16 protein-coding genes are annotated in these 23,205 nt (G+C 73.4%); 13 read left to right on the top strand and 3 right to left on the bottom strand.

All coding sequences use genetic code 11. From position 1 onward, the window contains the following. Nucleotides 1-135: 135 nt before the first annotated feature. The 6 genes from ACH4DX_RS08280 to ACH4DX_RS08255 all read left to right on the top strand — a co-directional run bounded on the left by ACH4DX_RS08280 (nucleotide 136) and on the right by ACH4DX_RS08255 (nucleotide 6,554). Nucleotides 136-1,263: an ROK family protein gene (locus ACH4DX_RS08280; protein WP_398154483.1), complete on the top strand. Its 1,128-nt coding sequence runs from the start codon at nucleotides 136-138 to the stop codon at nucleotides 1,261-1,263. 46 nt (nucleotides 1,264-1,309) lie between these two features. Further along, nucleotides 1,310-2,572, top strand: a complete 1,263-nt coding sequence (locus tag ACH4DX_RS08275; protein ID WP_398154482.1) for an ABC transporter substrate-binding protein — start codon at nucleotides 1,310-1,312, stop codon at nucleotides 2,570-2,572. Beyond that, nucleotides 2,569-3,513: a carbohydrate ABC transporter permease gene (locus tag ACH4DX_RS08270; RefSeq protein ID WP_398154481.1), complete on the top strand. Its 945-nt coding sequence runs from the start codon at nucleotides 2,569-2,571 to the stop codon at nucleotides 3,511-3,513. The genes ACH4DX_RS08275 and ACH4DX_RS08270 overlap by 4 nt, the downstream gene beginning before the upstream one ends. Beyond that, nucleotides 3,506-4,393, top strand: coding sequence for a carbohydrate ABC transporter permease (locus tag ACH4DX_RS08265; protein ID WP_398154480.1), 888 nt, complete (start codon nucleotides 3,506-3,508; stop codon nucleotides 4,391-4,393). Before ACH4DX_RS08270 ends, ACH4DX_RS08265 begins: the two co-directional genes overlap by 8 nt. An 83-nt stretch (nucleotides 4,394-4,476) precedes the next feature. Next, a complete protein-coding gene (locus tag ACH4DX_RS08260; RefSeq protein ID WP_398154479.1) occupies nucleotides 4,477-5,538 on the top strand; it encodes a Gfo/Idh/MocA family protein in 1,062 nt (353 codons plus the stop codon). After that, entirely contained in the window at nucleotides 5,535-6,554 is a 1,020-nt protein-coding gene (locus ACH4DX_RS08255; RefSeq protein ID WP_398154478.1) for a Gfo/Idh/MocA family protein, read from the top strand. The genes ACH4DX_RS08260 and ACH4DX_RS08255 overlap by 4 nt, the downstream gene beginning before the upstream one ends. Nucleotides 6,555-6,645: 91 nt before the next feature. On the opposite strand, the gene ACH4DX_RS08250 is transcribed toward ACH4DX_RS08255, so the two are convergent. Continuing rightward, nucleotides 6,646-8,109 (bottom strand): CAP domain-containing protein, encoded by a 1,464-nt coding sequence (locus ACH4DX_RS08250; RefSeq protein ID WP_398154477.1) that lies wholly within the window; start codon nucleotides 8,107-8,109, stop codon nucleotides 6,646-6,648. A 226-nt stretch (nucleotides 8,110-8,335) separates the two neighbouring features. Here ACH4DX_RS08250 and ACH4DX_RS08245 point away from each other — a divergent pair, with 226 nt between their 5' ends. The 4 genes from ACH4DX_RS08245 to ACH4DX_RS08230 all read left to right on the top strand — a co-directional run bounded on the left by ACH4DX_RS08245 (nucleotide 8,336) and on the right by ACH4DX_RS08230 (nucleotide 15,416). Beyond that, nucleotides 8,336-9,646, top strand: a complete 1,311-nt coding sequence (locus ACH4DX_RS08245; RefSeq protein WP_398154476.1) for a radical SAM protein — start codon at nucleotides 8,336-8,338, stop codon at nucleotides 9,644-9,646. A gap of 29 nt (nucleotides 9,647-9,675) precedes the next feature. After that, nucleotides 9,676-10,407 carry an SDR family NAD(P)-dependent oxidoreductase gene (locus ACH4DX_RS08240; RefSeq protein ID WP_398154760.1) on the top strand — a complete coding sequence of 244 codons (732 nt, stop codon included), beginning with the start codon at nucleotides 9,676-9,678 and terminating at the stop codon, nucleotides 10,405-10,407. Nucleotides 10,408-10,582: 175 nt separating this feature from the next. Further along, on the top strand, nucleotides 10,583-11,995 hold the full coding sequence (locus ACH4DX_RS08235; RefSeq protein ID WP_398154475.1) for a helix-turn-helix domain-containing protein: 1,413 nt from the start codon (nucleotides 10,583-10,585) through the stop codon (nucleotides 11,993-11,995). A 223-nt stretch (nucleotides 11,996-12,218) separates the two neighbouring features. Next, on the top strand, nucleotides 12,219-15,416 hold the full coding sequence (locus ACH4DX_RS08230) for a M20/M25/M40 family metallo-hydrolase (RefSeq protein WP_398154474.1): 3,198 nt from the start codon (nucleotides 12,219-12,221) through the stop codon (nucleotides 15,414-15,416). Nucleotides 15,417-15,511: 95 nt separating this feature from the next. Here the strand turns inward: ACH4DX_RS08230 and ACH4DX_RS08225 are convergent, their stop codons facing one another. Both ACH4DX_RS08225 and ACH4DX_RS08220 read right to left on the bottom strand, forming a co-directional pair. Next, nucleotides 15,512-17,038, bottom strand: coding sequence for an amino acid permease (locus ACH4DX_RS08225; RefSeq protein WP_398114519.1), 1,527 nt, complete (start codon nucleotides 17,036-17,038; stop codon nucleotides 15,512-15,514). 110 nt (nucleotides 17,039-17,148) lie between these two features. Then, nucleotides 17,149-18,150, bottom strand: coding sequence for a hypothetical protein (locus ACH4DX_RS08220; protein ID WP_398114517.1), 1,002 nt, complete (start codon nucleotides 18,148-18,150; stop codon nucleotides 17,149-17,151). Nucleotides 18,151-18,569: 419 nt separating this feature from the next. Here ACH4DX_RS08220 and ACH4DX_RS08215 point away from each other — a divergent pair, with 419 nt between their 5' ends. The 3 genes from ACH4DX_RS08215 to ACH4DX_RS08205 are packed head-to-tail and all read left to right on the top strand — an operon-like array spanning nucleotide 18,570 to nucleotide 22,977. Continuing rightward, entirely contained in the window at nucleotides 18,570-20,006 is a 1,437-nt protein-coding gene (locus tag ACH4DX_RS08215) for an FGGY family carbohydrate kinase (protein ID WP_398154759.1), read from the top strand. After that, the gene (locus ACH4DX_RS08210) at nucleotides 20,006-21,619 is read left to right on the top strand and encodes an FAD-dependent oxidoreductase (protein WP_398154473.1); all 1,614 of its coding nucleotides are present in this window, start codon (nucleotides 20,006-20,008) and stop codon (nucleotides 21,617-21,619) included. The genes ACH4DX_RS08215 and ACH4DX_RS08210 overlap by 1 nt, the downstream gene beginning before the upstream one ends. A gap of 14 nt (nucleotides 21,620-21,633) precedes the next feature. Then, nucleotides 21,634-22,977 (top strand): NAD(P)/FAD-dependent oxidoreductase, encoded by a 1,344-nt coding sequence (locus ACH4DX_RS08205; RefSeq protein WP_398154472.1) that lies wholly within the window; start codon nucleotides 21,634-21,636, stop codon nucleotides 22,975-22,977. The last annotated feature ends 228 nt before the right edge of the window (nucleotides 22,978-23,205 follow it).

Below are 23,205 nucleotides of genomic sequence, written 5' to 3'. Positions count from 1 at the left end.
CGGTGCTCGCGCGGGGTCTTCCCGGCGGCCCCGCTTTATGCAACTCTCCTACCGAATCTCGGCGCGAGACGGACGCCCGCGCACCGAACGGGCCGTCATCGGGCTGCCCCGCCATGTCACCGAGGTGCAGAGCTGATGCGAAAAAGAACGCGTGGCCACGATCTGGCCGCCCTGCGCCGCCTCAACACCACCGTCGTCCTGCGCGCCCTGCACCGCCGCAGCCCCCAGACTCTCGCCGAACTCGCCGCGGGCACAGGCCTGTCCCGGCCGACCGTGGACGCCGCCCTGGAGGAGCTCACCGGCCAGGGGTGGGTCACGGAGGCGGCGGCGGGGGAGCGCGCGCGGGGGCGCCCGGCACGGCGGTTCCGGTTCCGCGGCGAGGCCGGCTACGTGGTCGGCGCCGACATAGGGCTGCACAAGATGGTGCTGCTCCTCGCCGACCTCGCGGGCACCGTCATCGCCGCCGAACGCCGTGACGTCGACCCCGGCCTGGGCGGCGGCCCCCGGCTCACCCTCCTCCAGAACGGCATCGACGCCTTCCTCGACGCCCACGCCGTCCGGCGGGACCTGGTGCTCGCCCGCTGCGTCGGGGTGCCCGGCGTCGTGGACGGGGGCGGCCACATCACCTCCGTCGTGGTGCCCGAGTGGTCCGGCGTCGACCTGGGACGGCTCCTCGCCGACGGCGAGTCGGGGCACACGCTCGTCGAGAACGACGTGAACCTCGCCGTGCTCGCCGAGCGCTGGCAGGGCGCCGCCACCCTGGCGGGTGACGTGATCTGCGTCCTCACCGGCCACCGCGTCTCGTGCAGCCTGACCATCGGCGGCCGGCTGCACCGCGGGGGCCGCGGCGGCGCCGGCGAACTCGGCCTCCTGCCGCTGCTCGGCATGAACACCGCGCACGAGGCGCTGCGGTGGCAGGGGGACCCGCGCCCCGGCGAGTCCGAGGTCGCCGCGCTCGCCGGGGCCGCGGCCGCCGACGACCCCCGGGCGCTCGCCGCCCTCGGCGACTTCGCGGACCGCATCACCCCCGGCATCGCCGCCCTCGCGCTCGCGGTCGACCCCGAACTCGTCGTCCTCACCGGCGGCGCGACCCCGCTCGGCCCCCATCTCGTACCGCTCATCGAGGAACGGCTGCGCCCGCTGACCCTGCACGTCCCGCGGATCGCGCTGAGCGACCTCGGCGAGCGCGGCGTCGCCCTCGGCGCGGTGCGCAGGGCACTCGACCGCGTGGAGGAGGAGCTGCTCACCGACCCGGCTAACTGACCCCGCCCGCCCCACCGATTCCCACGCAACGCAAGCGGAGGCACATATGCGCAGGAGGACCCTCCTCTGCTCCGGCCTGGCGGCGGCGTCGGCACCCGTGCTCGCCGCCTGCTCGGACGGCGGCGGCACCGAGTCCGGCGGCCGCACCACGCTGTCGTACGGCATGTGGGACCCCGCCCAGGTCCCCGGCATGGAGCAGATCATCGCCGCGTTCGAGAAGGAGCACCCCGACATCCGGGTGCGCATCGAGCTGACGCCGTGGGCGAACTACTGGACCACCCTGAAGACCTCGATGCGCGGCGGCACCGCCCCCGACGTCTTCTGGATGAACGCCGTCAACTTCCAGCTGTACGCGGCCCATGACGTCCTGGAGCCCCTGTCCGAGCACATCGAGCGCGACCGCACCCCCGTCGACCGCCACCCCGGGCAGCTCGTGCGGCTCTACTCCTACGAAGGCACCCAGTACGGCCTGCCCAAGGACTTCGACACCATCGGCCTCTGGTACAACAAGGCCCTCTTCGACAAGGCGGGCATCAAGTACCCCGACACCACCTGGACCTGGGACGACCTGCGGGACGCCGCCGCCGAGCTGACCGACCCGCACGAGCGCGTACACGGCTACTGCTCCGAGATGCAGCGCCAGATCGTCCTCTACCCGGCCATCCACGCCGCGGGCGGCCACGTCCTGCGCGACGGGAGGTCCGGGTTCGGCGACGAACGCTCCATCGCGGGGCTGCGGTTCCTCACGGACATGATCGACCGCGGCTGGTCGCCGCCGCAGAGCGCGATGGTGGAGAACATCGGCCGGGTGCGCTTCTGGTCGGAGAAGGCGGCCATGGTGAACGACCTGTCGGCGATGGCCGGGCAGATGTACGCGGTGCCCGCCCTGAAGGACCACGGCGGCGTCACCGTCCTTCCCAAGGGCCGCGAACGCACCACCGTCATCCACGGCCTCGCCAACGTGATCTCCGCCAAGAGCAGGAGGAAGGCCGCCGCCTGGAAGCTCGTGCACTTCATGGCGGGCCGCAGGGCCGCCGAGATCCAGGCCGAGTCCGGTGTCACCATCTCCAGCTACGCGGGCACCCAGGACGCCTGGCTGAAGTCGATGCCGGAGTTCGACCTCCAGCACTTCATCGACATGGAGAAGTACGGCGCCCCGTACCCCAGCTCGAAGAACACCGCCGTCTGGGAGAACCTCCAGTACCCCCTCCTCGGCGCCGCGTTCAGCGGCAAGGGCGGCATCGAGGACGCGGCCCGCACCCTGGGCGAGCAGATGGACCGGGCCCTGAAGGAGGAGCGCGCGTCATGAGTGTCTTTCCCGCCACGGCGGCCGCGAAGTCGGCAGGACGCGGGTCCCCCACCTCCGCCGCACGGCCCGCGGCGCGCGGCCGGCGGAGCGCGTACTGGTTCATCGCCCCCCTCGGACTCGGCTTCGCGGTCTTCTACTTCTGGCCGATGATCCAGACGTTCTACTTCAGCTTCACGACGTTCGGGCCCTTCGGCGGCCACACCTGGACCGGAACCGACAACTACGCGCGCGTGCTGCGCGACGTGACCGTCTGGCAGGCGCTCGGCAACACCCTGGTCTACTGCGGCATCGGGCTCCTCGCGCTGCCCCTCGCCGTCGTCGTCGCCGCCCTGCTCAACCGGCGCGGCCTGCGCGGCGTCGCCGTCTACCGCGCCCTGTACTTCGTGCCGTTCGTGACCCTGCCCGTCGCCGTCGGCCTGGTCTGGAACTGGCTGTACAACGGCGACTTCGGCCTCCTCAACGAGATCCTCGGGTGGTTCGGCGTGGACCGGCACTACTGGGTGTCGGACCCCTCGACGGCGGTGCTCGCCATCGGCGCCGTGATGGTCTGGTCGACCACCGGCTACTACCTGGTCATCTTCATGGCCGGCGTCAAGTCCATCCCGCAGGACTACTACGAGGCCGCGGAGCTGGACGGCGCCGGGCCGCTGCGCCGCTTCTTCACCATCACGCTGCCGCTGCTGAGCCCGACGCTGTTCTTCGCCTCCGTCATCTGCATGATCCAGTCCTTGCAGACCTTCGACCTGATCTACATCATGATGGGCGAGAAGAACCCGGCGGTCGGGGACACCCAGTCGGTCGTCGGCCTGTTCTACAAATGGGCGTTCATCGAGAACGCCCAGGGCGCCGCGGCCGCCCTCGCCTTCCTCCTGATGCTGCTCATCGCGGGCCTCACCTATGTGCAGTTCCGGCTCCAGCGGAAGTGGGTGCACTATGGCTGACACCAGGACCGACGGCGTACGGGCCCCGGTCGGGGGTGGGGCCGGCGCACCCCGGCCACCGCGGGTGGACGCGGGCTCCGTGGCGACCCACGCGGCGCTCTCGCTCGGCGCGCTCGTGATGGTCTTCCCGTTCCTGTGGCAGCTGCTCACCGCGGTGAAGTCGCTCGCCGAGGTCTCCCGGGTCCCGCCCACCTTCCTGCCCGACGACTGGAACTGGTCGAGCTTCGACGAGGTGTTCACCGCGCTGCCGTTCCGCGAGATGCTCACCAACAGCGTCCTCGCCACCGCCGGGCGCACCGCGGGCCAGCTCGTGTTCTGCTCGCTCGCCGCCTACGCCTTCGCACGGCTGCGGTTCCGCGGCCGCGACGTGCTGTTCGGCCTCTTCCTCTCGGTCCTGATGGTGCCGAGCTCCCTGCTCGTCCTGCCGCAGTACGACATCATCCAGCAGTTCGGGCTGCTCAACTCCACGCCCGCGCTGTTCCTCCCCGGCATGTTCAGCGCCTTCGGCACGTTCCTGCTCCGGCAGGCGTTCCTCGCCCTGCCCAGGGAGCTGGAGGAGGCCGCCCGCATCGACGGCGCGAGCACGTTCCGCATCTTCTGGTCGATCATGCTCCCGCTGATCAGGCCCGCGCTCGCCGCGCTCGCCGTCATCACCGCGATGACCGCGTGGAACGACCTGCTGTGGCCCCTCATCGTCAACACCGACCCCCAGGCCATGCCGATCAGCGCCGGGCTGTCCTCCCTGGAAGGCCAGTACGAGACGAACTACCCGGTGATGATGGCCGGTTCCCTCGTCGCGAGCCTTCCGATGCTGCTCGTGTACGTATTCCTCCAGCGCCACTTCGTGCAGAGCGTCGCCTTCTCCGGGTCCAAGGGCTGACCCCCGGACGCCGAGGACCGGCGGCGCAACCCGCGCACGTATCCGCACCACGACCTCACGTACCGAGAAAGGCCAGGTCCTCCATGCCACCCCTGCACATCGGCCTGCTCGGCGCGGGCGGTATCGCCCGCGCGCATCTGCCCGGCTGGCTGGAACTGGGCGCGCGGGTCAGCGTCCACACCCAGGACGGCTCCGCCGACAAGCTCGCCGGTGAGTACGCGGAGCTCGGGTACGACGTCACCGCCGTGCCCGACCTCGACGACGTACTCGCCGGGTGCCGCGCCGTCGACATCTGCACGCCGACGCCGACCCACAAGGACCTCGCGCTCGCCGCCGTCGCCGCGGGCAGGCACGTCGTCTGCGAGAAGCCGCTCGCCCTGACCGTGCCGGACGCCGAGGAGATCGCGGCCGCCGCCGCGGCGGCGGGGGTGCGGCTGCACCCGGCGCACGTGGTGCGCTACTTCCCCGCGTACGCGGCGATGCGGGACGCCGTCGTCCGCGGCGAGCTCGGCGACCTCGCCGTCCTGCGCTTCACCCGGGGCGGCGCGCGGCCCCAGTGGGCGCCGTGGTTCGGCGACCCCGCCAAGTCCGGCGGGGTGATCATGGACTTGATGGTGCACGACATCGACATCGCCCGCTGGGTCGCGGGCGACGTGGTGCGCGTGCACGCCCGCACCCGCGGCTCCGAGCGGGCCACCGGCGCCCCGGCCGACGTCGTGACGGCCACGGCCGTGCTCACCCACGCCTCCGGCGCCGTCAGCCAGGTCACCGGCCTCTGGGGACTGCCCGACCAGCGCTTCCGCACCACGTTCCGGATCGCGGGCGCGGACGGCCTGCTGTGCCACGACTCCCTCGCCGTGCCCGGCTTCCGCATCACCGCGCAGGGCGTGCGCGCCGCGAACGAGGGCATACCGTCGAGCCCGATGACGGAGAGCCCCTACCTCACCGAACTCCGCGAGTTCGCCGCCTCCTGGGAGGATCCCGCCGCCCGGCCGCGCGTCGACGCCCACGACGGCACGGCAGCGGTACGGATCGCCTGCGCCGCGGTCGAGTCGAGCCGCACCGGCGCGGCCGTCGAACTGCCCCCGGCCCCCCGCCCCGCCTCGGCCACCCACGCCACCGACCCCGAGGAGCCCACCCGATGAAGGTCGCCGTCCTCTCGTTCGCCCACGTCCACGCGGCCTCCTACCTCCACCTGCTGCGCGACATGCCGGGCGTGGAGGTCCTCGGCGCCGACCCGGAGGGCGCCGCCGCCGCGGCCCCGGGCGAGACCCGTGGCCGCGCCTTCGCCGACCAGCACGGAGTGCCGTACGTGGACTCCTACGAGGAGGCCTTCGCCCGGGAGCCCGACGCGGTCGTCGTCTGCTCCGAGAACGCCCGCCACCGCCCGCTCGTCGAACTCGCCGCCGCCCACGGCGTCGACGTCCTCTGCGAGAAGCCGCTCGCGACCACCGCGGCGGACGGCGAGGCCATGGTCGCCGCGTGCCGGGCGGCGGGCGTGCGGCTCGCGGTCGCCTTCCCGGTGCGCTTCAGTCCCGCGTACGCGGCCGTCAAGCGGGCCGTCGCCGCCGGTGACGCCGGACGCGTCCTGACCGTGTCCGGTGCCAACAACGGCCACATGCCGACGAGGGCGCGCCGCTGGTTCGCCGACCCCGAACTCGCGGGCGGCGGCGCCCTGATGGACCACACCGTGCACATCGCCGACCTGCTGGACGACCTGTTCGCGGCCCGCGCGGTGGAGGTCTACGCACAGACCAACAACCTCCTGTACGCGGGCGAGGCCGCCGTGGAGACCGCGGGCCTCGTGATCGTGGAGTACGACAACGGCGCGGTCGCCACCATCGATTGCAGCTGGTCCCACCCGCGGTCCCACCCGGCCTGGGGCGGCCTGGAGATGACCGTCGTCGGCGAGCACGCCACCCTGGAGATGGACGCCTTCGACCAGAAGGTGCACGGCCACAGCGAACGCCACGGCCGCCCCCTGGAGCTCTCCTTCGGCGTCGACCTCGACTCGCGCATGCTGCGCGCGTTCCTGTTCGGCCCGGGCCCCGACGGCATGGACCTCGCGGACGGCGAGGGCGGCCTGCGGACCCTGCGGATCGTGGAGGCCGGGTACGAGTCGGCACGGCGGGGGGAGGCGGTGGCCGTGGCGGGCGGCTGAGGCGGGTCCGCGGCCCGGGGCGGATAGGCCGCGCGGAGTCGGCCCCGCAGAGTCGGCTCCCCCCAGAGTCGGCTCAGCGGGGGAGCGCAGGTCAGCCTCCGAAGAGCTGGGTCCAGTACGTCCCCGCCGAGCCGCCGCCCGCGAAGCCGACGCCGAGGTGGGTGAAGGCGGGTTTGAGGATGTTGGCGCGGTGTCCGGGGCTGTCCATCCAGCCCCGCACCACCTCGGCGGCCGAGCGCTGGCCGCACGCGATGTTCTCGCCGATCGTGCGCCGGGTGCTGCCCGCGGCGGCGGCGCGGTGCCAGGGCTCGCTGCCGTCGGGCGCGGTGTGGGAGTAGAAGCCGCGGGCGACCATGTCGGCGGTGTGCGCCTGGGCGGCCGCGGCCAGGCGGGCGTCGGGCGCCAGGGGCCGCAGTCCGGCCGCGGCGCGGTGGCCGTTGGTGAGCGCGAGGACGTCGGCCGTCGTGCGGGCGAGGCCCTGCGGCGTGAGCGGCTCGGCCCACAGCGCCGTCCAGAACATGTCCCCGGAGCGGGCGTCGAGCACGTGCGCCGCGCCCGCGTGGACGTACGCCGGGTCGAGGACCGTCTGCCGGGAGCGGGCGTCGCCCAGGCAGTAGTCGAGGAAGTCGGCGGGGGTGCGCGGTCCTGACACCAGGTGCTCGCCGACGGTCAGATAGGCGTACCCCCCGGCGGCCAGGCGCTGGTGGAGCGAGATGCCGTCGGGTCCCTCGGAGCCGAGCCTGCCACGCGCCGCCATCCCGGCGGCGTGCGCGCGGGCCGCGTCGGTGAGCCGGGGGTCGGACCGCACCGGCCCGGCGCCCGCGCGGGCGCGCGCGGCGTTGACGAGATCGAGGAAGGGGTCACCTCGCGGGGGCGTGTGCACCGGTATGTGGGCGGGCGGGGGAGCGGACGGCCGCGGTGCGGTGCGGCCCCCCACCGGGTGGAAGCCGCCCGAACCGGGACGGGCATCCGGGGGCGTGGCAGGGCGGGCGGCCAAGGGCGCAGCTGGGCGGGCCATCGGGGACGCACCCGGGCGGGCGGCCGGGGGCACCCTGGGCGGCGGGGGAGCCGGGCCGTCGTCGGCCACATCGAGGCCGAAGTCCCTGGCCACTCCGGCGAGCCCGTCCGCGTACCCCTGACCGAGCGCGCGCAGCTTCCAGCCGGTGCCGCGGCGGTAGATCTCGGCGAGCAGCAGCACCGTCTCGTGCCCGGGGCGCGGCGGTGTGAAGCGGGCCACGTGTTCCCCGCGCGGGCCGCTGACCTGGAGGGCCACCGCGGGCAGGCGGCCGAGCGGGGTGCCGGGCTCGGCCGGGCTCACGACGAGGGTGACGCGGCTCGCGCCGGGCCGCAGACGGCGCGCGTCGACCGTGATCGTGTCGCCGCTGAGGCGGGCGCCGGGCGCGGCGGGCTGGTTGTAGAAGACGAAGTCGGCGTCGCCCGCGACCTTGCCCCCGTCGCCGGTGATCAGGGCCGACAGGTCGAAGGGCCCCGGCACGCGCAGCGTGAGGGCGCCGTCCGGCAGAGGCAGATTGCCTCCCGCCACCAGATCGTTCATGAGCGCCCCCCTGCGCGTCGTCCGGGACCGGCCGCCGCACCTCCGTGACCATGTGCGGTGACTGGGAGAACGCACGGCCGGGGCGGCCTGGTTCCCGGGGCGGGTTCGGCGCCGCGAGCAGCGGTATTAGCGTGGACCTTGCGCACGGTGACCCCGAGCGTTCCGGCAAAACGGATATAACGCGACAAAAACGTCAAAGCTCAAGAGGATCCGAGGTGCCCGCCCCATGCCCAGGCGTACGGAGTTGATCGAAGGACTCATGCAGCGGCACTCCCAGGTGCCGCGCGAGGCCGTGATCAAGGAGGACCTGCTGCGCGGCGGGATCGCCTTCGACGAGTCGGCGCTCAGCGACAGCGCCAACGAGGCCGCAGGCGACGTCAAGCCGAAGTCGTACTTCATCTTCTCCTTCGACCACGGCACCCTGCCGGAGCTCGGCGAGGCCGCCCTGCGCCGCCCGCCGGAGGAGATCGTGCTCACCGGCGGCCCCTACGACCTGCGCCGCACGGTGGTGTCGGTGCGGGTGAACCCCTCGTCGCCGTACCGCGTGGCCGCCGACGCCGACGGGCTGCTCGGCCTCTACCTGGACGGGCAGCGCATCTCGGACGTGGGCCTGCCGCCGATGCCCGACTACTACCGGCACAAGCTCGCGAACGGCAAGTCCGTCATGGAGGTCGCGCCGACCATCCAGTGGGGCTACCTGGTCTACCTCACGGTCTTCCGGGTCTGCCAGTACTTCGGCGCCAAGGAGGAGTGCCAGTACTGCGACATCAACCACAACTGGCGCCAGCACAAGGCCGCCGGCCGCCCCTACACCGGCGTCAAGCCCGTGGAGGAGGTCCTGGAGGCCCTGGAGATCATCGACAAGTACGACACGGCGAAGACCTCCACGGCGTACACCCTCACCGGCGGCGCGGTCACCTCGACGATCGGCGGCAAGGACGAGGCCGACTTCTACGGCCAGTACGCCAAGGCCATCGAGGAGCGCTTCCCCGGCCGCTGGATCGGCAAGGTCGTCGCGCAGGCCCTGCCCAAGGAGGACGTACAGCGCTTCCACGACTACGGCGTGCGCATCTACCACCCCAACTACGAGGTGTGGGACCGGTATCTGTTCGAGCGCTACTGCCCCGGCAAGGAGCGCTACGTGGGCCGCGACGAGTGGCACCGGCGCATCCTGGACTCCGCCGAGGTGTTCGGGCCGCGCAACGTCATCCCGAACTTCGTCGCGGGCGTCGAGATGGCCGAGCCCTTCGGGTTCAAGACGGTCGACGAGGCCATCGACTCCACCGTCGAGGGCCTCAGGTACTTCATGGCGCGGGGGATCACGCCGCGCTTCACCACCTGGTGCCCGGAGCCGACCACCCCGCTCGGCAAGGCGAACCCGCTGGGCGCGCCCCTGGAGTACCACGTGCGGCTGCTCCAGGAGTACCGCGCCACGATGGAGGAGTTCGGCCTGTCCTCGCCCCCCGGCTACGGCCCCGCGGGACCGGGCAACGCGGTCTTCTCGGTGAGCAGCTTCATGGACAGCCTGCCGGCGTGACCAGGCCGAGCGACCCGACTGGAGGCCCCGTGCGGCAGTACGTGACCGTCGTCACCGGAGGAACCCGCGGCATCGGCGCCGCGATCGCCCTGCGTCTCGCGCGGGACGGCCATGACGTCGCCGTCGGCTACCGCTCGGACGAGCAGGCGGCCGAGCGCACCGCGGAGGCCGTCCGCGCGGCCGGACGCCGGTGCGTCGCCGTCCGCATCGACACCACGGACGAGCACGACGTGGACCGTCTCTTCGAGGAGGCGGCCGCGGAACTCGGCACCGTCACGGGCCTGGTGAACAACGCGGGCGTCAGCGGCCCGAACGGCCCCCTCGCCGAGGCGGACGCCGAGGGCATGCGCCGGGCCCTCGACGTCAACGTCCTCGGCTATCTGCTCTGCGCGCGGCGCGCCGTGCGGGACATGACCCGTACCGGCGGCGGCGCGATCGTGAACATCTCCTCGGGCGCGGCGACCCTCGGCAGCCCCGGGCAGTACGTCCACTACGCCGCCACGAAGGCCGCGACGGACACCATGACCGTGGGCCTCGCCAAGGAGGTCGCCCCGCTCGGCATCCGCGTCAACTGCGTGGCCCCCGGCGTCATCCGGACCGGGTTCCACCAGGACCCCGAGCGCCCGGCGAAGCTCGCCCACACCATCCCCATGGGGCGCTCGGGCCACCCGGACGAGGTCTCCGGCGCCGTGGCGTGGCTGCTCTCGGACGACGCGTCGTACACGACGGGCGCGGTCCTGCGCGTCGCGGGCGGCATGTGAGCGCGCCGAGACCATGACCGCGGGAGCCCGGCGGCTCACCGGCTCCGTCCGCACCCGCGACGGCCGCACGACTCGAGGAGAACTCCTTAAGGAGATTTGGCCTTACGGGTATTGGTACGTACCAATGCCGGGTGTCAGACTGCCCCCAGGGTGAGAGCCCAACGGGGGAGGGGTCATGTCCGTCGGCGTGTCGGAGACGGTCGAGCCGGGTCGGGCCGAGTTCGGGCGGCAGTTGCGCTTCCACCGCCGGCGGGCCGGGCTGACGCAGTCGCAGCTCGGCCGGCGGGTGGGCTACCACCACACCTTCATCAGCAGGCTCGAAGGGGGCCTGCGGGAGCCGCCCTTCGACCTGGTGTGCCGCCTCGACACGGTCCTGGAGACCGGTGGTCGGCTCGCGGCGACCCTCGTCGCGCCGCGCCGGGCCCCCCGGGCTGCCGGCCGGAGTCCGGCGTCGCCCGCGCTGTTCTCCCCGATCCCCGGAGCGGACGCGCCCGGCGACGAGGCGCCGCCGGTCTTTCCCTCGTGGCCCGCACGGCTCCCGGCCGAGGGGCTCGCCTGCCCGCTGCACGGCACGGTGGGGTGCGCCGTGCCCGACCAGAGCGAGGCGGCGGTTCTCCTCAAGGGCGCGACGGGGCCGTTCGGCGGCGCGGGCGAGGCGGTCGGCGCCGAGGCGGACCTGCTGCACGGCCTCACCGCCGTCCTCGCCTGCCTGATCCGCGAGGTGTTCGTCCACCCGACCGAGGCGTGCGCGGCGACCGTGGAGCGACTCCTTCGCGGGGTGGTGCGCTGGGCCGAGGCCGTCGACGCGACGGGCCGTCTCCCGTGCGGGCAGTTACGGCTCGCCGCGCAGTACGCCCAGGTCGCCGGGCGGCTGCGGATGGAGCGGGGGCAGAGCGGCGTCGCCATGGCCTGGTTCGGGCAGGGCCTGCGGTGGGCGGACGCCGCCCAGGACGCCGCGGCCCGGGCGACCCTCCTGAGCGACGTGTGCACCCTCGTCAGGCTCGACGGCGACGCCGCGTCGACGCTCGTGTACGCGGAGGCCATCGGCGCGGTCGACACCGGGCGGCGCTGGACGGCGGTGCTCGGGGACCTCTACCAGGCGCGGGCGTACGCGCTCGGTCGGGACGCCGCCGAGTGCAGGCGCCACATCACGGCGGCCCGCCGCGGTTTCGCGCGCCTGGACGAAAGGGACCTCCTGGAGGCGCCCTGGCTCGCCGGTGCCGAAGGCGTGATGCGCCTGGAGTCCGCCATCGGCGGGGCGCTGCGCGACCTCTCGGCGGCGACCGGTGACCGGGCGGCGGCCCGGCGTGCGATCGAGGCCACCGCGAGGTCGTGCGCGCTGCTCCCGCCCCTGATGCGCACCACCCGGGTGCTGCTCACGCTGCGGCTCGCGGACAGCTGGGCGTGCGCAGGCGACCCGGTCGCGGCGGTGGCGCTCGCCGAGCCGGTGCGCGCCGAGGCCGCGCGCTCCCGCGAACTGATGATCACCGCCGAGCTGCGCGGGCTGCGCAGCAGGCTCGCCGGCCGCTGGGGCGACCTGCCGGAGGTCAGGGAGCATCGGGAGGGGCTCGGGGACGGGGCGGAGTGAACCGGGTCGGGACCACCTCGCCGGACTTGCCAGATCTTGCCAGGACGTGCCGGGCGGCCTGAATTCATTGACCACCGGCCGACGGGGTGTGAGGGTTCCGCCAGCCCTTTCGTGTCATGTCACGGTCAGTCGAATCGCGAGGGAGGTACCGGACGCCCGGCATCACCGCGTCCGGAGCTCGCGGGCTGAACGGGGCCTCCCCCACCTCTCACAAGGAGCCGAGATGCCCAGAAAGACCACAGCGGCCGGGATAACCCTGGCCTTGGTGCTCGGGGGGGTGGTGGCGCCCGCGACCTTCGCCTCGGCCGCGGCGCACACCTCGCCCCCAGAGGGCAAGCCGGACCCCCTCGCGAAGGCCGTCGCCGCCGCCGACCTGGCGGCACAGAGCGGCCTCGACGCGCTCGCCAAGGGGCCCGAGGAACAGTACGACCGGCAGCAGGTCACGCCCTTCGGCAAGGGCCTGTACTCCGTCGCCTACGAACGCACCTACCGGGGGCTCCCGGTGGTGGGCGGTGACGCCGTGGTCCTCGCCGACGGCAAGGGCACGGTGCGCTCCGTGCACGCGGCCACCGACGCCCGGATCTCGGTCACCACCAGAGCGCAGGTCAAGGCCGCGCAGGCGGAGAGAACCAGCCGTGCGAGACTCGCGTCGGTCGAGAAGGCCGACACGAGCCGCCTGGTCGTCCGGATCAAGGACGACGCCCCCACGCTCGCCTGGGAGACCGTGCTGACCGGCAGGTCCAAGGCGGGCGACCCCAGCAGGCTGCACGTCTTCGTGAACGCCCGCACCGGCAAGGTCGTCGACACCTACGACGACGTGCGCGCGGGCACCGGACGCAGCAAGTGGAACGGCCCGAGCCCCCTGACCATCGACACCTCCAAGTCGGGCAGCAACTACGTGCTGCGCGACACCACCCGCCCCGGACTCCAGTGTTCGGACTACAGCGGCGGAGTGTTCAGCAAGGCCACCGACGACTGGGGCACCGGCGACCCCAAGAGCAAGGAAACCGGCTGCGTCGACGTCATGTTCGCGGCGCAGAAGCAGTGGAACATGTTCAAGGAGTGGTTCGGCCGCAACGGACACGACGGCAACGGCCGGAGCTGGCCGGTGCGCGTGGGCCTCAACGAGCTCAACGCCTACTGGGACGGATCCACGGTCACCATCGGCCGCAACACGGCCAACGAGTGGATCGCCGGAATGGACGTCGTCGCCCACGAGTTCGGCCACGGCCTGGACTCCAACACGCCCGGCGGCGCCAACAACGAGCGCGGCCTCGGCGAGGCGACCGGCGACATCATGGGCGCGCTGACCGAGGCGTACGCCAACCAGTCCGCTCCGTACGACACCCCCGACTACACCGTCGGCGAGATGATCAACCTCCAGGGCCGCGGCCCGATCCGCAACATGTACGACCCGAGCCGGGTCAACAACGACCCCAACTGCTACAACGCGTCGATCCCGACGACCGAGGAGCACAAGGCGGCCGGGCCGATGAACCACTGGTTCTATCTGCTGGCCGAGGGCTCCAACCCGGGCGGCGGCAAGCCCACGAGCCCCACCTGCAACCAGAAGACGGTGACCGGTGTCGGCCACCAGAACGCGGGCAAGATCTTCTACGGTGCCATGCTGCTCAAGACCAGCGGCATGACGTACAAGCGCTACCGCACCGCGACGCTGACCTCGGCGAAGAACCTGGACGCGAGCTGCGGCCTGTTCGAGGCCACCAAGGCGGCCTGGGACGCCATCAGCATCCCCGCGCAGAGCGGCGACCCCACCTGCACCGGGCAGCAGAACGACTTCTCCCTCGGCCTCAACCCGTCCTCGGGCCAGGTCGACCCGGGCGCCACGGCCAACGCCACGGTCACCACCACGACCGTCACCGGCAGCGCCCAGCAGGTCACCCTGACCGCCTCCGGCGCCCCGACGGGCGTCGACGTCGCGTTCACCCCCGGGACCGTCACCTCCGGCTCCGACGCCACCATGAAGGTCACCGCCGCGCAGTCCGCGAAGCCCGGCACCTATCCGCTCACCGTCACGGGCACCGCGGGAACCAAGACGCACACCGCCCAGTACACGCTGACGGTCGGAGGCGGCGGCAACCCGACGCAGCCGCCGGACGTCGACGTGGCCAAGGTGCGCGAGCACCTGACCCAGTTCAACACCATCGCCTCGCAGAACGGCGGCAACCGCCGCGCCACCGGACCCGGCTACCGCGCCTCGCTCGCCTACGTCAAGGGCAAGCTCCAGGCCGCCGGTTACACCGTGACCGAGCAGCAGTGCGCGTCCGGGTGCTCCGCGGGCGCGGGCAACAACCTGATCGCCGAGTGGCCGCACGGCGACGCGAACAACGTCCACATGTTCGGCGCGCACCTGGACGGCGTGGCCGCCGGGCCCGGCATCAACGACAACGGCTCCGGTTCCGCCACCATCCTGGAGGCCGCCCTCGCCCTGGCACAGAACAACCCCGCCATGAAGAACCGGGTCCGCTTCGCCTGGTGGACCGACGAGGAGCAGGGCCTGAACGGCTCCGAGTACTACACCTCCGCGCTCTCCGCCACCGAGCGCGCCAAGATCAAGGCGTACTACAACTTCGACATGGTCGGCTCGACCAACGCCGGCTACTTCATCAACAACGTGAACTCCGCCGCCTCGGCGCCGATGCGGGAGTACTGGAACTCCCTCAACCTCGCCCCGCAGGAGAACGTCGAGGGCCGGGGCCGCTCCGACGACGCCTCCTTCCAGCGGGTGGGCATCCCCACCTCCGGCTACGCCACCGGCGCCTCGGCGACGAAGTCCGCGGCCGAGGCCGCGAAGTGGGGCGGCACCGCGGGCCGCGCCTACGACCCCTGCTACCACTCCGCGTGCGACACCACCGGCAACATCAACGCCACCGCCCTCGACCGCAGCGCCGACGGTGTCGCGTACACGATCTGGAAGACGGCGGTGGGTGACACGCCCGCCCCGGTCGACGACTTCTCGGTCTCCGCCAACCCCTCTTCGGGCACCGTCGAGCCCGGCTCGTCCGCCAAGGTCACCCTCGCCACCGCCACCACCTCCGGCGAGCCGCAGAAGGTGACCCTGTCGTCCTCGGGCGCCCCGGCCGGGGTCAGCGTGTCCGTCAGCCCGCAGACGGTGACGTCGGGCGAGTCCGCGACCGCCACCGTCGAGGTCGCCGCGGGCACCGCCCAGGGCACCTACACCCTGACCTTCACGGGCGCGGGCAAGACCAGCCACAGCACCACCTACACCCTGACCGTGCCCGGCGACGGCGGTGGCGAGACCACCTGGAAGCTGGGGGAGACCTACGCGGCGGGCGACGTGGTGACGTACGAGGGCGTCCGTTACCGCTGCGTCCAGGGCCACACCGCCCACCCGGGCTGGGAGCCCCCGAACGTCCCGGCCCTGTGGGAGGCCGTCTGAGCGAGCTGAGTCGACAGCGGTCCTGACAGCGTGAAGGGGCGGTCCACCCGGTGGACCGCCCCTTTCCGTCCGGTGCCGTGCCGTTCGGCCTCCGGTCAGATGATTCCCTCCGCGATCTCCGCCTGCTCCTTGTCGGTGCCGTACGCGGACGGCGTGCTGTAGGAGCGGCGGGCCACGAACCACCACACGGTGGCGAGGACCAGGACCACGGCCAGGGCGATCGACGCGTAGTTCATCGAGTCCGCGGTGACCGGCGAGGCCTGCGGCAGGCAGAAGAGGACGGTGACGAAGGCGACCCAGCAGACCGCGACCCAGCCGATCGGCTTGCTCCACCGGCCGAGGTTCCACGGGCCCGGCTGGAAGCGGTCACCCGCCCGCAGGCGCAGGAACACCGGGATCGCGTACGCGGGTGTGATGCCGATGACGTTGATGGCCGTGACCGCGCCGTAGGCCGTCTTCGAGTACAGCGAGGGCAGCGCGATGACGGCGGCGAGGCCCACCGAGAGCCACACGGCGGGCACCGGCGCCTGCGAACGGGCGTTGACCTTGCGCCAGATCTTCGAACCCGGCAGCGCGTTGTCACGGCTGAACGCGAACACCATGCGGCTGGCCGCGGCCGTCTCGGCGTTGCCGCAGAACAGCTGCGCCACGATCACGATGAGCATCAGGGCGGTGGCGCCCGACGTGCCGAGGCCGTCGATGAAGATCTGCGCGGGCGGCACGCCGGTCGCGCTCTCCTGGGTGCCGACGTAGTCCTGGATCGCGAAGGTGAGACCCGCGAGCAGGACGAAGCCGGCGACCCAGGAGACCCAGATGGCCCGCACGATGCCGCGGGCCGCGGTCACGGAGGCGTTGTTGGTCTCCTCCGACAGGTGCGCGGACGCGTCGTACCCGGAGAACGTGTACTGGGCGAGCAGCAGACCGATCATGGTGACGTACAGCGGGTTCGACCAGCCGGTGTCGTTGACGAACTCGCCGAAGACGAACGACGGCGACTTGTGGCTGTCGGGGAAGATCGCGAGGACACCGACGATCACCGCGACACCGGTCAGGTGCCACCACACGGAGATGGAGTTGAAGAGGCTGACCAGGCGGACGTTGAAGAGGTTCAGCAGCGCGTGCAGGAGCAGGATGCACAGGAAGATGACGAACGTGGACCCGGCCGTCGGGTGGAAGTCGGTGTGCATGCTCAGGAGCGCGCCGCTGAACAGGGCCGCGCCGTAGTCGATGCCCGCGATCGCACCCAGCAGACCGAGCAGGTTCAGCCACCCCGTGTACCAGCCCCAGCGGCGCCCGCCGAGCCGGTCCGCCATGTAGTACAGCGCACCCGACGTGGGGTAGGCGCTGGTGACCTCGGCGAGCGCGAGCCCCACGAACAGGACCATCAGGCCGACGCCCGCCCAGCCCCACATCATCACCGCGGGCCCGCCGGTGCCGAGGCCGAAGCCGTACAGCGTCATGCAGCCGGACAGGATGGATATGACGGAGAAGCTGATGGCGAAGTTGCCGAAACCGCCCATGCGGCGGGCGAGTACGGGCTGGTAGCCGAGCTCTCTGAGCCGTTGTTCCTCGTCCGGGAGCGCTGACGCCGGGACGGAGCTCGACACGGTGGTGCGGGACACGGGTGAACCTCCGGGGGAAGAGCGGGGGGTGCGGGGGTGCGGGGATCAGCGGGGGGAGGTGGAGCGCGTGGGGGAGGGGGGTTCGGCCGGCGGACGGGCTCCGCCCGGGGTCAGCCGTGCGGGCCGGGGCCGCGAGCGGCGTGGTAGCAGCGCGCACGGGCCTGGACGAAGGCCTCGGTGGCCGCCTCCGCGTCCTGGGGCGCGTGCGTGCGGTACGTCCACGGCACCACCGTGAAGAAGGGGTCGAGGGCCTCGAACACCCGCACCGCGTCGTGGAACTGGTGGGCGCCCCACAGCGCGTGCGCCAGGTAGTTGAGGTCGAGCAGCGAGGTCGACTCCGGCTGTGCGTGGTCGAACCACAGCTGGAGCGCCCTGAGCGCGCTGCGCGTCGCGTCCTCACCGACCCAGTGCAGGTCCAGGGCGCGCTCGTTGCCGCCCTCGCGGCGGTAGCGCTCCACGCGCGCGTACAGCGGAAGCATGTGCAGCGCCGAGCCCGCGGGCGCCGCGGCGGACGCCCAGTGCACGAAGTTGACCGCCTCGGTCAGCGGCGCGCCCGGCCTGCGGTGGTAGGCGAACTGGAGCATGCGGTGGTACGCCTCACGGTTCCCGGGGTCGCGCTTGTCGACCTCGGCGAGGATCCCCCACGGGCCGGGGAACAGCATCGGCTCCGGCGCCGCGAGCCGGTGCTCGTCCCAGCGCTGGCCCTCGTCGAGGGTGGCGAGGGCGAGCAGGCAGATCCACGGCACGGGGTCCTCGGGCGTGGTCTGCGAGGCGAGACGGCAGGCGTCGTTCGCCTCCCGCCACAGCTCGTTGGTGTGCCGGTGCCCCGCGCGGTGCGCGCGCAGGGCACGCTCCACGGTGACACGCGTATGCAGGACCGTCGCGGCCACGCTGCGCGGCTCCTCGGAGAGCCAGGCGCGCACCACGTCGGAACCGGCGACGGCTGCGGCCAGGATCTGTGTGCGCTGCGTCCACAGTCCCCAGTCGGGGGTCTCGGTCAGGAGGTTTCTCGTCGACACCCAGCGGCCTGCCTTCAGGTCCTGGAGCACGGCGCGCAGGGGAGCGTCGTGACCGGCCGGGTGATACACCGGGCGGGCTAACGGCATCGGCATGGGTCCTCTGGGCTCTGAGCTCTGGGGGCGGGCGGGGTGTCCGGAGTGCTGTGATGTGCTGTGATGTGCGGTGATGTGCAGGGATGAACTGTTGTGCGAGTGGCGGATGTTGTTCGGCGGTCAGTGTAGAGCGGAGTCTTTCGATTGATGGCTGGTCCCCGGATCTTTCTTGACCAAGTTGTGTCAACGCGGCGCGCCGGTGTGAACATTGCGTTCTCTTCCGCTCAACACGAACCCCTATTGCGGCATTTGAGGCGTGCCGCGTCCCTCGGTGGCCCGCCGCGCCCCTTGGCGGTGCCACCGCGACCCTTGACGGTGCCGCGCCCGCTGTAGCAGGCTTCCGCGGTGATCACGACTTACTGCGGGCGCACCCTCGTCCCGTGCCGTCGGCAGGGCCCCGGGTGCCGTGGACGGCGCCGATGACGGGCCCGGTGCTCGCCGTCGACCAGGGCACCTCCGGCACGAAGGCCCTCGTGGTGTGCCCGGAGCGGGGCGTGATCGGCTCGGGCGGCGCGCCCGTGCGCCCACGGAACCTGCCCGGCGGGCTCGTCGAGGTCGCCCCGGACGAGCTGCTGGCCTCCGTCGTCGACGCGGGCCGCGCGGCCCTGGCGGACGCGGGCGAGCCGGTGGCCGCCGTCGGCCTCGCCAACCAGGGCGAGACGGTGCTCGCCTGGGACCCGGCGACCGGGGAGCCCCTGACCGACGCCCTCGTGTGGCAGGACCGCCGCGCCGAGCCGCTGTGCGCGGAGCTCGCCGCGCACGCCGACGAGCTGAAGGCGCTCACGGGCCTGCCGCTCGACCCGTACTTCGCCGCCCCCAAGATGGCCTGGGTGCGCCGCCACCTCACCCGCGCCGGTGTCGTGACCACCAGCGACGCCTGGCTGGTGCACCGCCTCACCGGCGCCTTCGTCACCGACGCGGCCACCGCGGGCCGCACCCAGCTCCTCGACCTGGACTCCGTGACCTGGTCCGAGCGCGCCCTGGACGTCTTCGGACTCACCGGCGAACGACTGCCCCGGGTCGTGGACGCCGCCGAGGACATCGGCACGACGACGGCGTTCGGCGCCGAGATCCCGCTCACCGGGCTGCTCGTCGACCAGCAGGCCGCCCTCCTCGCCCAGGACGTCACCGAGCCGGGCAGCGCCAAGTGCACCTACGGCACCGGCGCGTTCCTGCTCGCGCAGACCGGCGCCCGCCCCCGCCGCGGCGACTCCGGACTCGTCGCCTGCGTGGCCTGGCGGCTCGGCGGCAGCTCCAGCTACTGCCTCGACGGTCAGGTGTACACCGCGGCCTCCGCGGTCCGCTGGCTCACCGACATCGGCGTGCTCGGGGGCGCCGGGGACATCGACCCGGTCGGCTCCGCCGTCCCCGACACCGGCGGGGTCGCCTTCGTGCCCGCGCTCGCCGGACTCGCGGCGCCCTGGTGGCGCGGCGACCTGCGCGGCTCCCTCACCGGCCTCGGCCTCGACACCACCGCGGGGCACCTGGTGCGGGCCCTCTGCGAAGGCATCGCGGCCCAGGTCGCCGAGCTCGCCGACGCGGCGGCGGACGACCTCGGCGAACCGCTGCGCACGCTGCGCGTCGACGGCGGTCTGACCCGCTCGGAGCTGCTCATGCAGACCCAGGCCGACCTGCTCCAACTGCCCGTGGAGGTCTCGGCCGTGCCGGACGTCACCGCCCTCGGCGTGGCCGCCGTCGCCCGCCTCGGCCTCGACCCGCGCCTTCGCCTGCGCGACGTCGTGCCCGACTGGCGGCCCGCCGCCGTGTACGAGCCGCGGATCGGCCCCGACGAGGCGGCCGCGCGCCGCGCCGGGTTCCGTGCGCAGGTGGCAGCGCTCCTCGAACGCAGTCCGTGATGCCGCTCGACGACGCCGCGGGCGGTGTGGCCGGCGACGCGACGGGCGGCGTGGCCGGCGACGCGGCGAGCGGCGGGCCCGGCCGGGTCACCCGCAGCGGGCCCCCGGCGCCCGCGTCCGCCTCCGGCGCGCCCGGCGAACCGTACGACGTCGTCGTGGTCGGCGCCGGTGTGGTCGGCACCGCCATCGCCCGCGAGCTGGCCCGCCACCCGCTCCGGACCGCCGTCGTGGAGGCGTCGGACGACGTGGGCGAGGGCACGTCCAAGGCCAACACGGCCATCCTGCACACGGGGTTCGACGCGGTGCCGGGGTCCCTGGAGGCCCGGCTCGTCCAGGACGGGTACCGGCGTCTGACCGCGTACGCCGCCCAGTGCGGGATCCCCGTGGAACGGACCGGCGCGCTCCTCGTCGCCTGGGACGGGGACCAGCTCGCCGCCCTCCCCGGCCTGCTCGAGAAGGCCAAGCGCAACGGCTACGAAGAGGCGGTGCTCCTGGACGCCGCCGAGGTCGCGGCCCGCGAACCCCACCTCGGCCTCGGAGCGCTCGGCGCCCTCGACGTACCCGGCGAGAGCATCATCTGCCCCTGGACGACACCACTGGCGTACGTGACGCAGGCGGTAGCGGCGGGCGTGGACCTGCACCTGAACTGCCGCGTGACCGGCGTCGAACCGGACGCCGGTGACCTGCACGCGCTCACCACCACCCGCGGCCCCCTGCGCACCCGCCACCTCGTCAACGCCGCCGGTCTGCACGCCGACACCGTCGACCGCATGCTCGGCCACGACACCTTCACGGTCACCCCGCGCCGCGGCCAGCTCATCGTCTTCGACAAGCCGGCCCGCGACCTCGTCCGGCACATCCTGCTGCCCGTACCGACGGCACTCGGCAAGGGCGTCCTCGTCGCGCCCACCGTGTACGGGAACGTGCTGCTCGGCCCCACGGCGGAGGACCTCGACGACAAGCAGGCCACCGAGTCCACCGCCGACGGCCTGCGCCGCCTGCGCGAGCAGGGCGCGCGCGTCCTGCCCGGGCTCCTCGACGAGGACGTCACCACCGCGTACGCGGGGCTGCGCGCGGCGACCGAGGACGACGACTACCGCATCCACGCGAGGCCGGGGCAGCGCCTCGTCACCGTCGGCGGTATCCGCTCCACCGGCCTGACCGCGTCCATGGCCATCGCCGCCCACGTCACCGACCTGCTCGCCGACTGCGGCCTCGACCTCGGCGGCCCGCCGCGGGACCTGCCGCCCCTCACCGTGCCCAACCTCGGTGAGAACTTCCCGCGCCCCTACCAGCGGGCCGATCTGATCGCGGCGGACCCGGAGTACGGCACCGTCGTCTGCCACTGCGAACGCGTCACCCGCGGCGAGATCCGGGACGCGCTCGCCAGTACCGTCCCGCCCGCGTCGATCGACGGACTGCGCCGCCGCACACGGGCGCGCGGCGGCCGCTGCCAGGGCTTCTACTGCGGCGCGGCGGTACGGGAACTCTTTGAGGGCCGCGGGGGCCGCGAGGGCGGCGAGGGTCATGAGAGCGGCGAGGGTCGTACGAGCGGCGAGGGCCGTGGGGAACCCGGGCGTCGCGAAGTCCGCGGCCGGGCGGAGCGGCGATGAGGGGTGGAGGGGCGATGCGACACGAGCGCGCCGTCGACGTGCTGATCGTCGGCGCCGGTCCCGCGGGACTCGCGGCCGCGGCCGCCCTCGCCGGTGTGGGCGCGGGCCGCGTGGAGATCCTGGAGCGGGAGCAGCGGGCCGGTGGCATCCCGCGCCACTGCCACCACGGCGGCTTCGGTGGTTTCGGGGGCTTCGTCGGCTCGGGTGACGTCGGTGCCGCGGGGGGCGAGCCCGGGCTCGGGGGTCTTCCGGGTCTTTCCGCCCGCCGAGACCTCCCCGGCCTGCGGGGTCTCGGTACGAGCGGCCCCCAGTACGCCGAGCGGTGCGTCGACGCGGCGGTGCGCGCGGGCGCCACGCTGCGCACCGGCGTCACCGTCACCGGCTGGGCGGGACCCCTGACCCTGGACACCACGTCACCGGCCGGCCTGGAACGCGTCACCGCGCGGGCCGTCGTCCTCGCCACCGGCGCCCGCGAACGCCCGCGCGGTGCCCGCCTGGTCCCCGGCACCCGGCCCGCGGGCGTCTACACCACCGGCGAACTCCAGCAGGAGGTCCACGTCTACCGCAGGGCCGTGGGCACCCGCGCGGTCGTCGTCGGCGCGGAGCCGGTGGCGTACGCGGCCCTCGACACGCTGCGCCGGGCGGGCGTCGAGGTGGCCGCCCAGGTGACGCGGCGCGCCCGGCACGAGGCGGCGCCGTGGCGCGCCGCCGGAGCCAGGATCGTGCGGGGGGTGCCGCTGCTCACCGGCACCGAGGTGGCCGAACTGACCGGCCGTGGACGCCTGTCGGGCGTGCGCCTTCGGCACCGCTCCGGACGCGTCACGCACCTCGCCTGTGACACCGTGGTGTTCACCGGCGACTTCGTCCCGGACAACGAGCTCGCCCGGCGCGGCGGGGTACCGCTCGCGGCGGGCACCCGCGGCCCCGCCGTCGACGCGGCCTTCCGCACCGCCCTGCCCGGGGTGTTCGCGGCCGGCAACCTGCTGCACGCGGTGGCGGACGCGGGCGCGGTGGCCGCGGAGGGGGCCGCCGCGGCGGCGGCCGTACGCCGCTTCCTGCGCTCCGGGGCGTGGCCGGACCCGGGTCCGGCCGTCGAGGTGGCCGCGCCGCTGCACTGGGTGACCCCCAACCGGCTCGCCGCCGACGGCCCCCGCCCCGTCGGCGGTCGCTTCCTCCTGCGCGCCACCGAGTTCCTCACCCACCCGGTCCTGCTCGTCGAACAGGACGGCCACGTGCTGCACCGGGAGCGTTCCTGGGGGCGCAGGGCCCCCGGCCGGACGTGGACGCTCGACGCCTCCTGGCTCCCGCGCGCGGACACGGGCGGGGGGCCGCTGCGCGTCGCGGTCGCGAGGGGCTGACCGGCGGTCGCGGGGGCCGGGGTCCGACTCGCGGCCGCGGGGGCCGAGGGCCGGGGTCCGACCGGCCCACGCCGTCCTTCCGCAACCCCCGGCCACGCCCTACACTCCAAAACTAGCACCGCTAATTAGCGAAGCCGCGTACCGAGCCCTTCGTAGCAGATCAGCCCTTCACGGCAGATCGGCCTTCCGCAGCAGATCAGCCCTGCACAGCAGATCGAGCCCCTCGCA

The sequence above is a fragment of the Streptomyces sp. NPDC017940 genome (assembly GCF_044328435.1).
Taxonomy (GTDB): Bacteria; Actinomycetota; Actinomycetes; order Streptomycetales; family Streptomycetaceae; genus Streptomyces.
The sequence above is the reverse complement of the archived record's forward strand: the minus strand, read 5'-3'. Positions and strand labels throughout refer to the sequence as shown.

What these genes read in the sequence shown, in the direction of transcription:
- ACH4DX_RS08280 (WP_398154483.1), top strand. Translation starts at nt 136, where the DNA reads ATGCGAAAAAGAACGCGTGGCCACGATCTGGCCGCCCTGCGCCGCCTC.
- ACH4DX_RS08275 (WP_398154482.1), top strand. Translation starts at nt 1,310, where the DNA reads ATGCGCAGGAGGACCCTCCTCTGCTCCGGCCTGGCGGCGGCGTCGGCA.
- ACH4DX_RS08270 (WP_398154481.1), top strand. Translation starts at nt 2,569, where the DNA reads ATGAGTGTCTTTCCCGCCACGGCGGCCGCGAAGTCGGCAGGACGCGGG.
- ACH4DX_RS08265 (WP_398154480.1), top strand. Translation starts at nt 3,506, where the DNA reads ATGGCTGACACCAGGACCGACGGCGTACGGGCCCCGGTCGGGGGTGGG.
- ACH4DX_RS08260 (WP_398154479.1), top strand. Translation starts at nt 4,477, where the DNA reads ATGCCACCCCTGCACATCGGCCTGCTCGGCGCGGGCGGTATCGCCCGC.
- ACH4DX_RS08255 (WP_398154478.1), top strand. Translation starts at nt 5,535, where the DNA reads ATGAAGGTCGCCGTCCTCTCGTTCGCCCACGTCCACGCGGCCTCCTAC.
- ACH4DX_RS08250 (WP_398154477.1), bottom strand. Translation starts at nt 8,109, where the DNA reads ATGAACGATCTGGTGGCGGGAGGCAATCTGCCTCTGCCGGACGGCGCC.
- ACH4DX_RS08245 (WP_398154476.1), top strand. Translation starts at nt 8,336, where the DNA reads ATGCCCAGGCGTACGGAGTTGATCGAAGGACTCATGCAGCGGCACTCC.
- ACH4DX_RS08235 (WP_398154475.1), top strand. Translation starts at nt 10,583, where the DNA reads ATGTCCGTCGGCGTGTCGGAGACGGTCGAGCCGGGTCGGGCCGAGTTC.
- ACH4DX_RS08230 (WP_398154474.1), top strand. Translation starts at nt 12,219, where the DNA reads ATGCCCAGAAAGACCACAGCGGCCGGGATAACCCTGGCCTTGGTGCTC.
- ACH4DX_RS08220 (WP_398114517.1), bottom strand. Translation starts at nt 18,150, where the DNA reads ATGCCGATGCCGTTAGCCCGCCCGGTGTATCACCCGGCCGGTCACGAC.
- ACH4DX_RS08215 (WP_398154759.1), top strand. Translation starts at nt 18,570, where the DNA reads ATGACGGGCCCGGTGCTCGCCGTCGACCAGGGCACCTCCGGCACGAAG.
- ACH4DX_RS08210 (WP_398154473.1), top strand. Translation starts at nt 20,006, where the DNA reads ATGCCGCTCGACGACGCCGCGGGCGGTGTGGCCGGCGACGCGACGGGC.
- ACH4DX_RS08205 (WP_398154472.1), top strand. Translation starts at nt 21,634, where the DNA reads ATGCGACACGAGCGCGCCGTCGACGTGCTGATCGTCGGCGCCGGTCCC.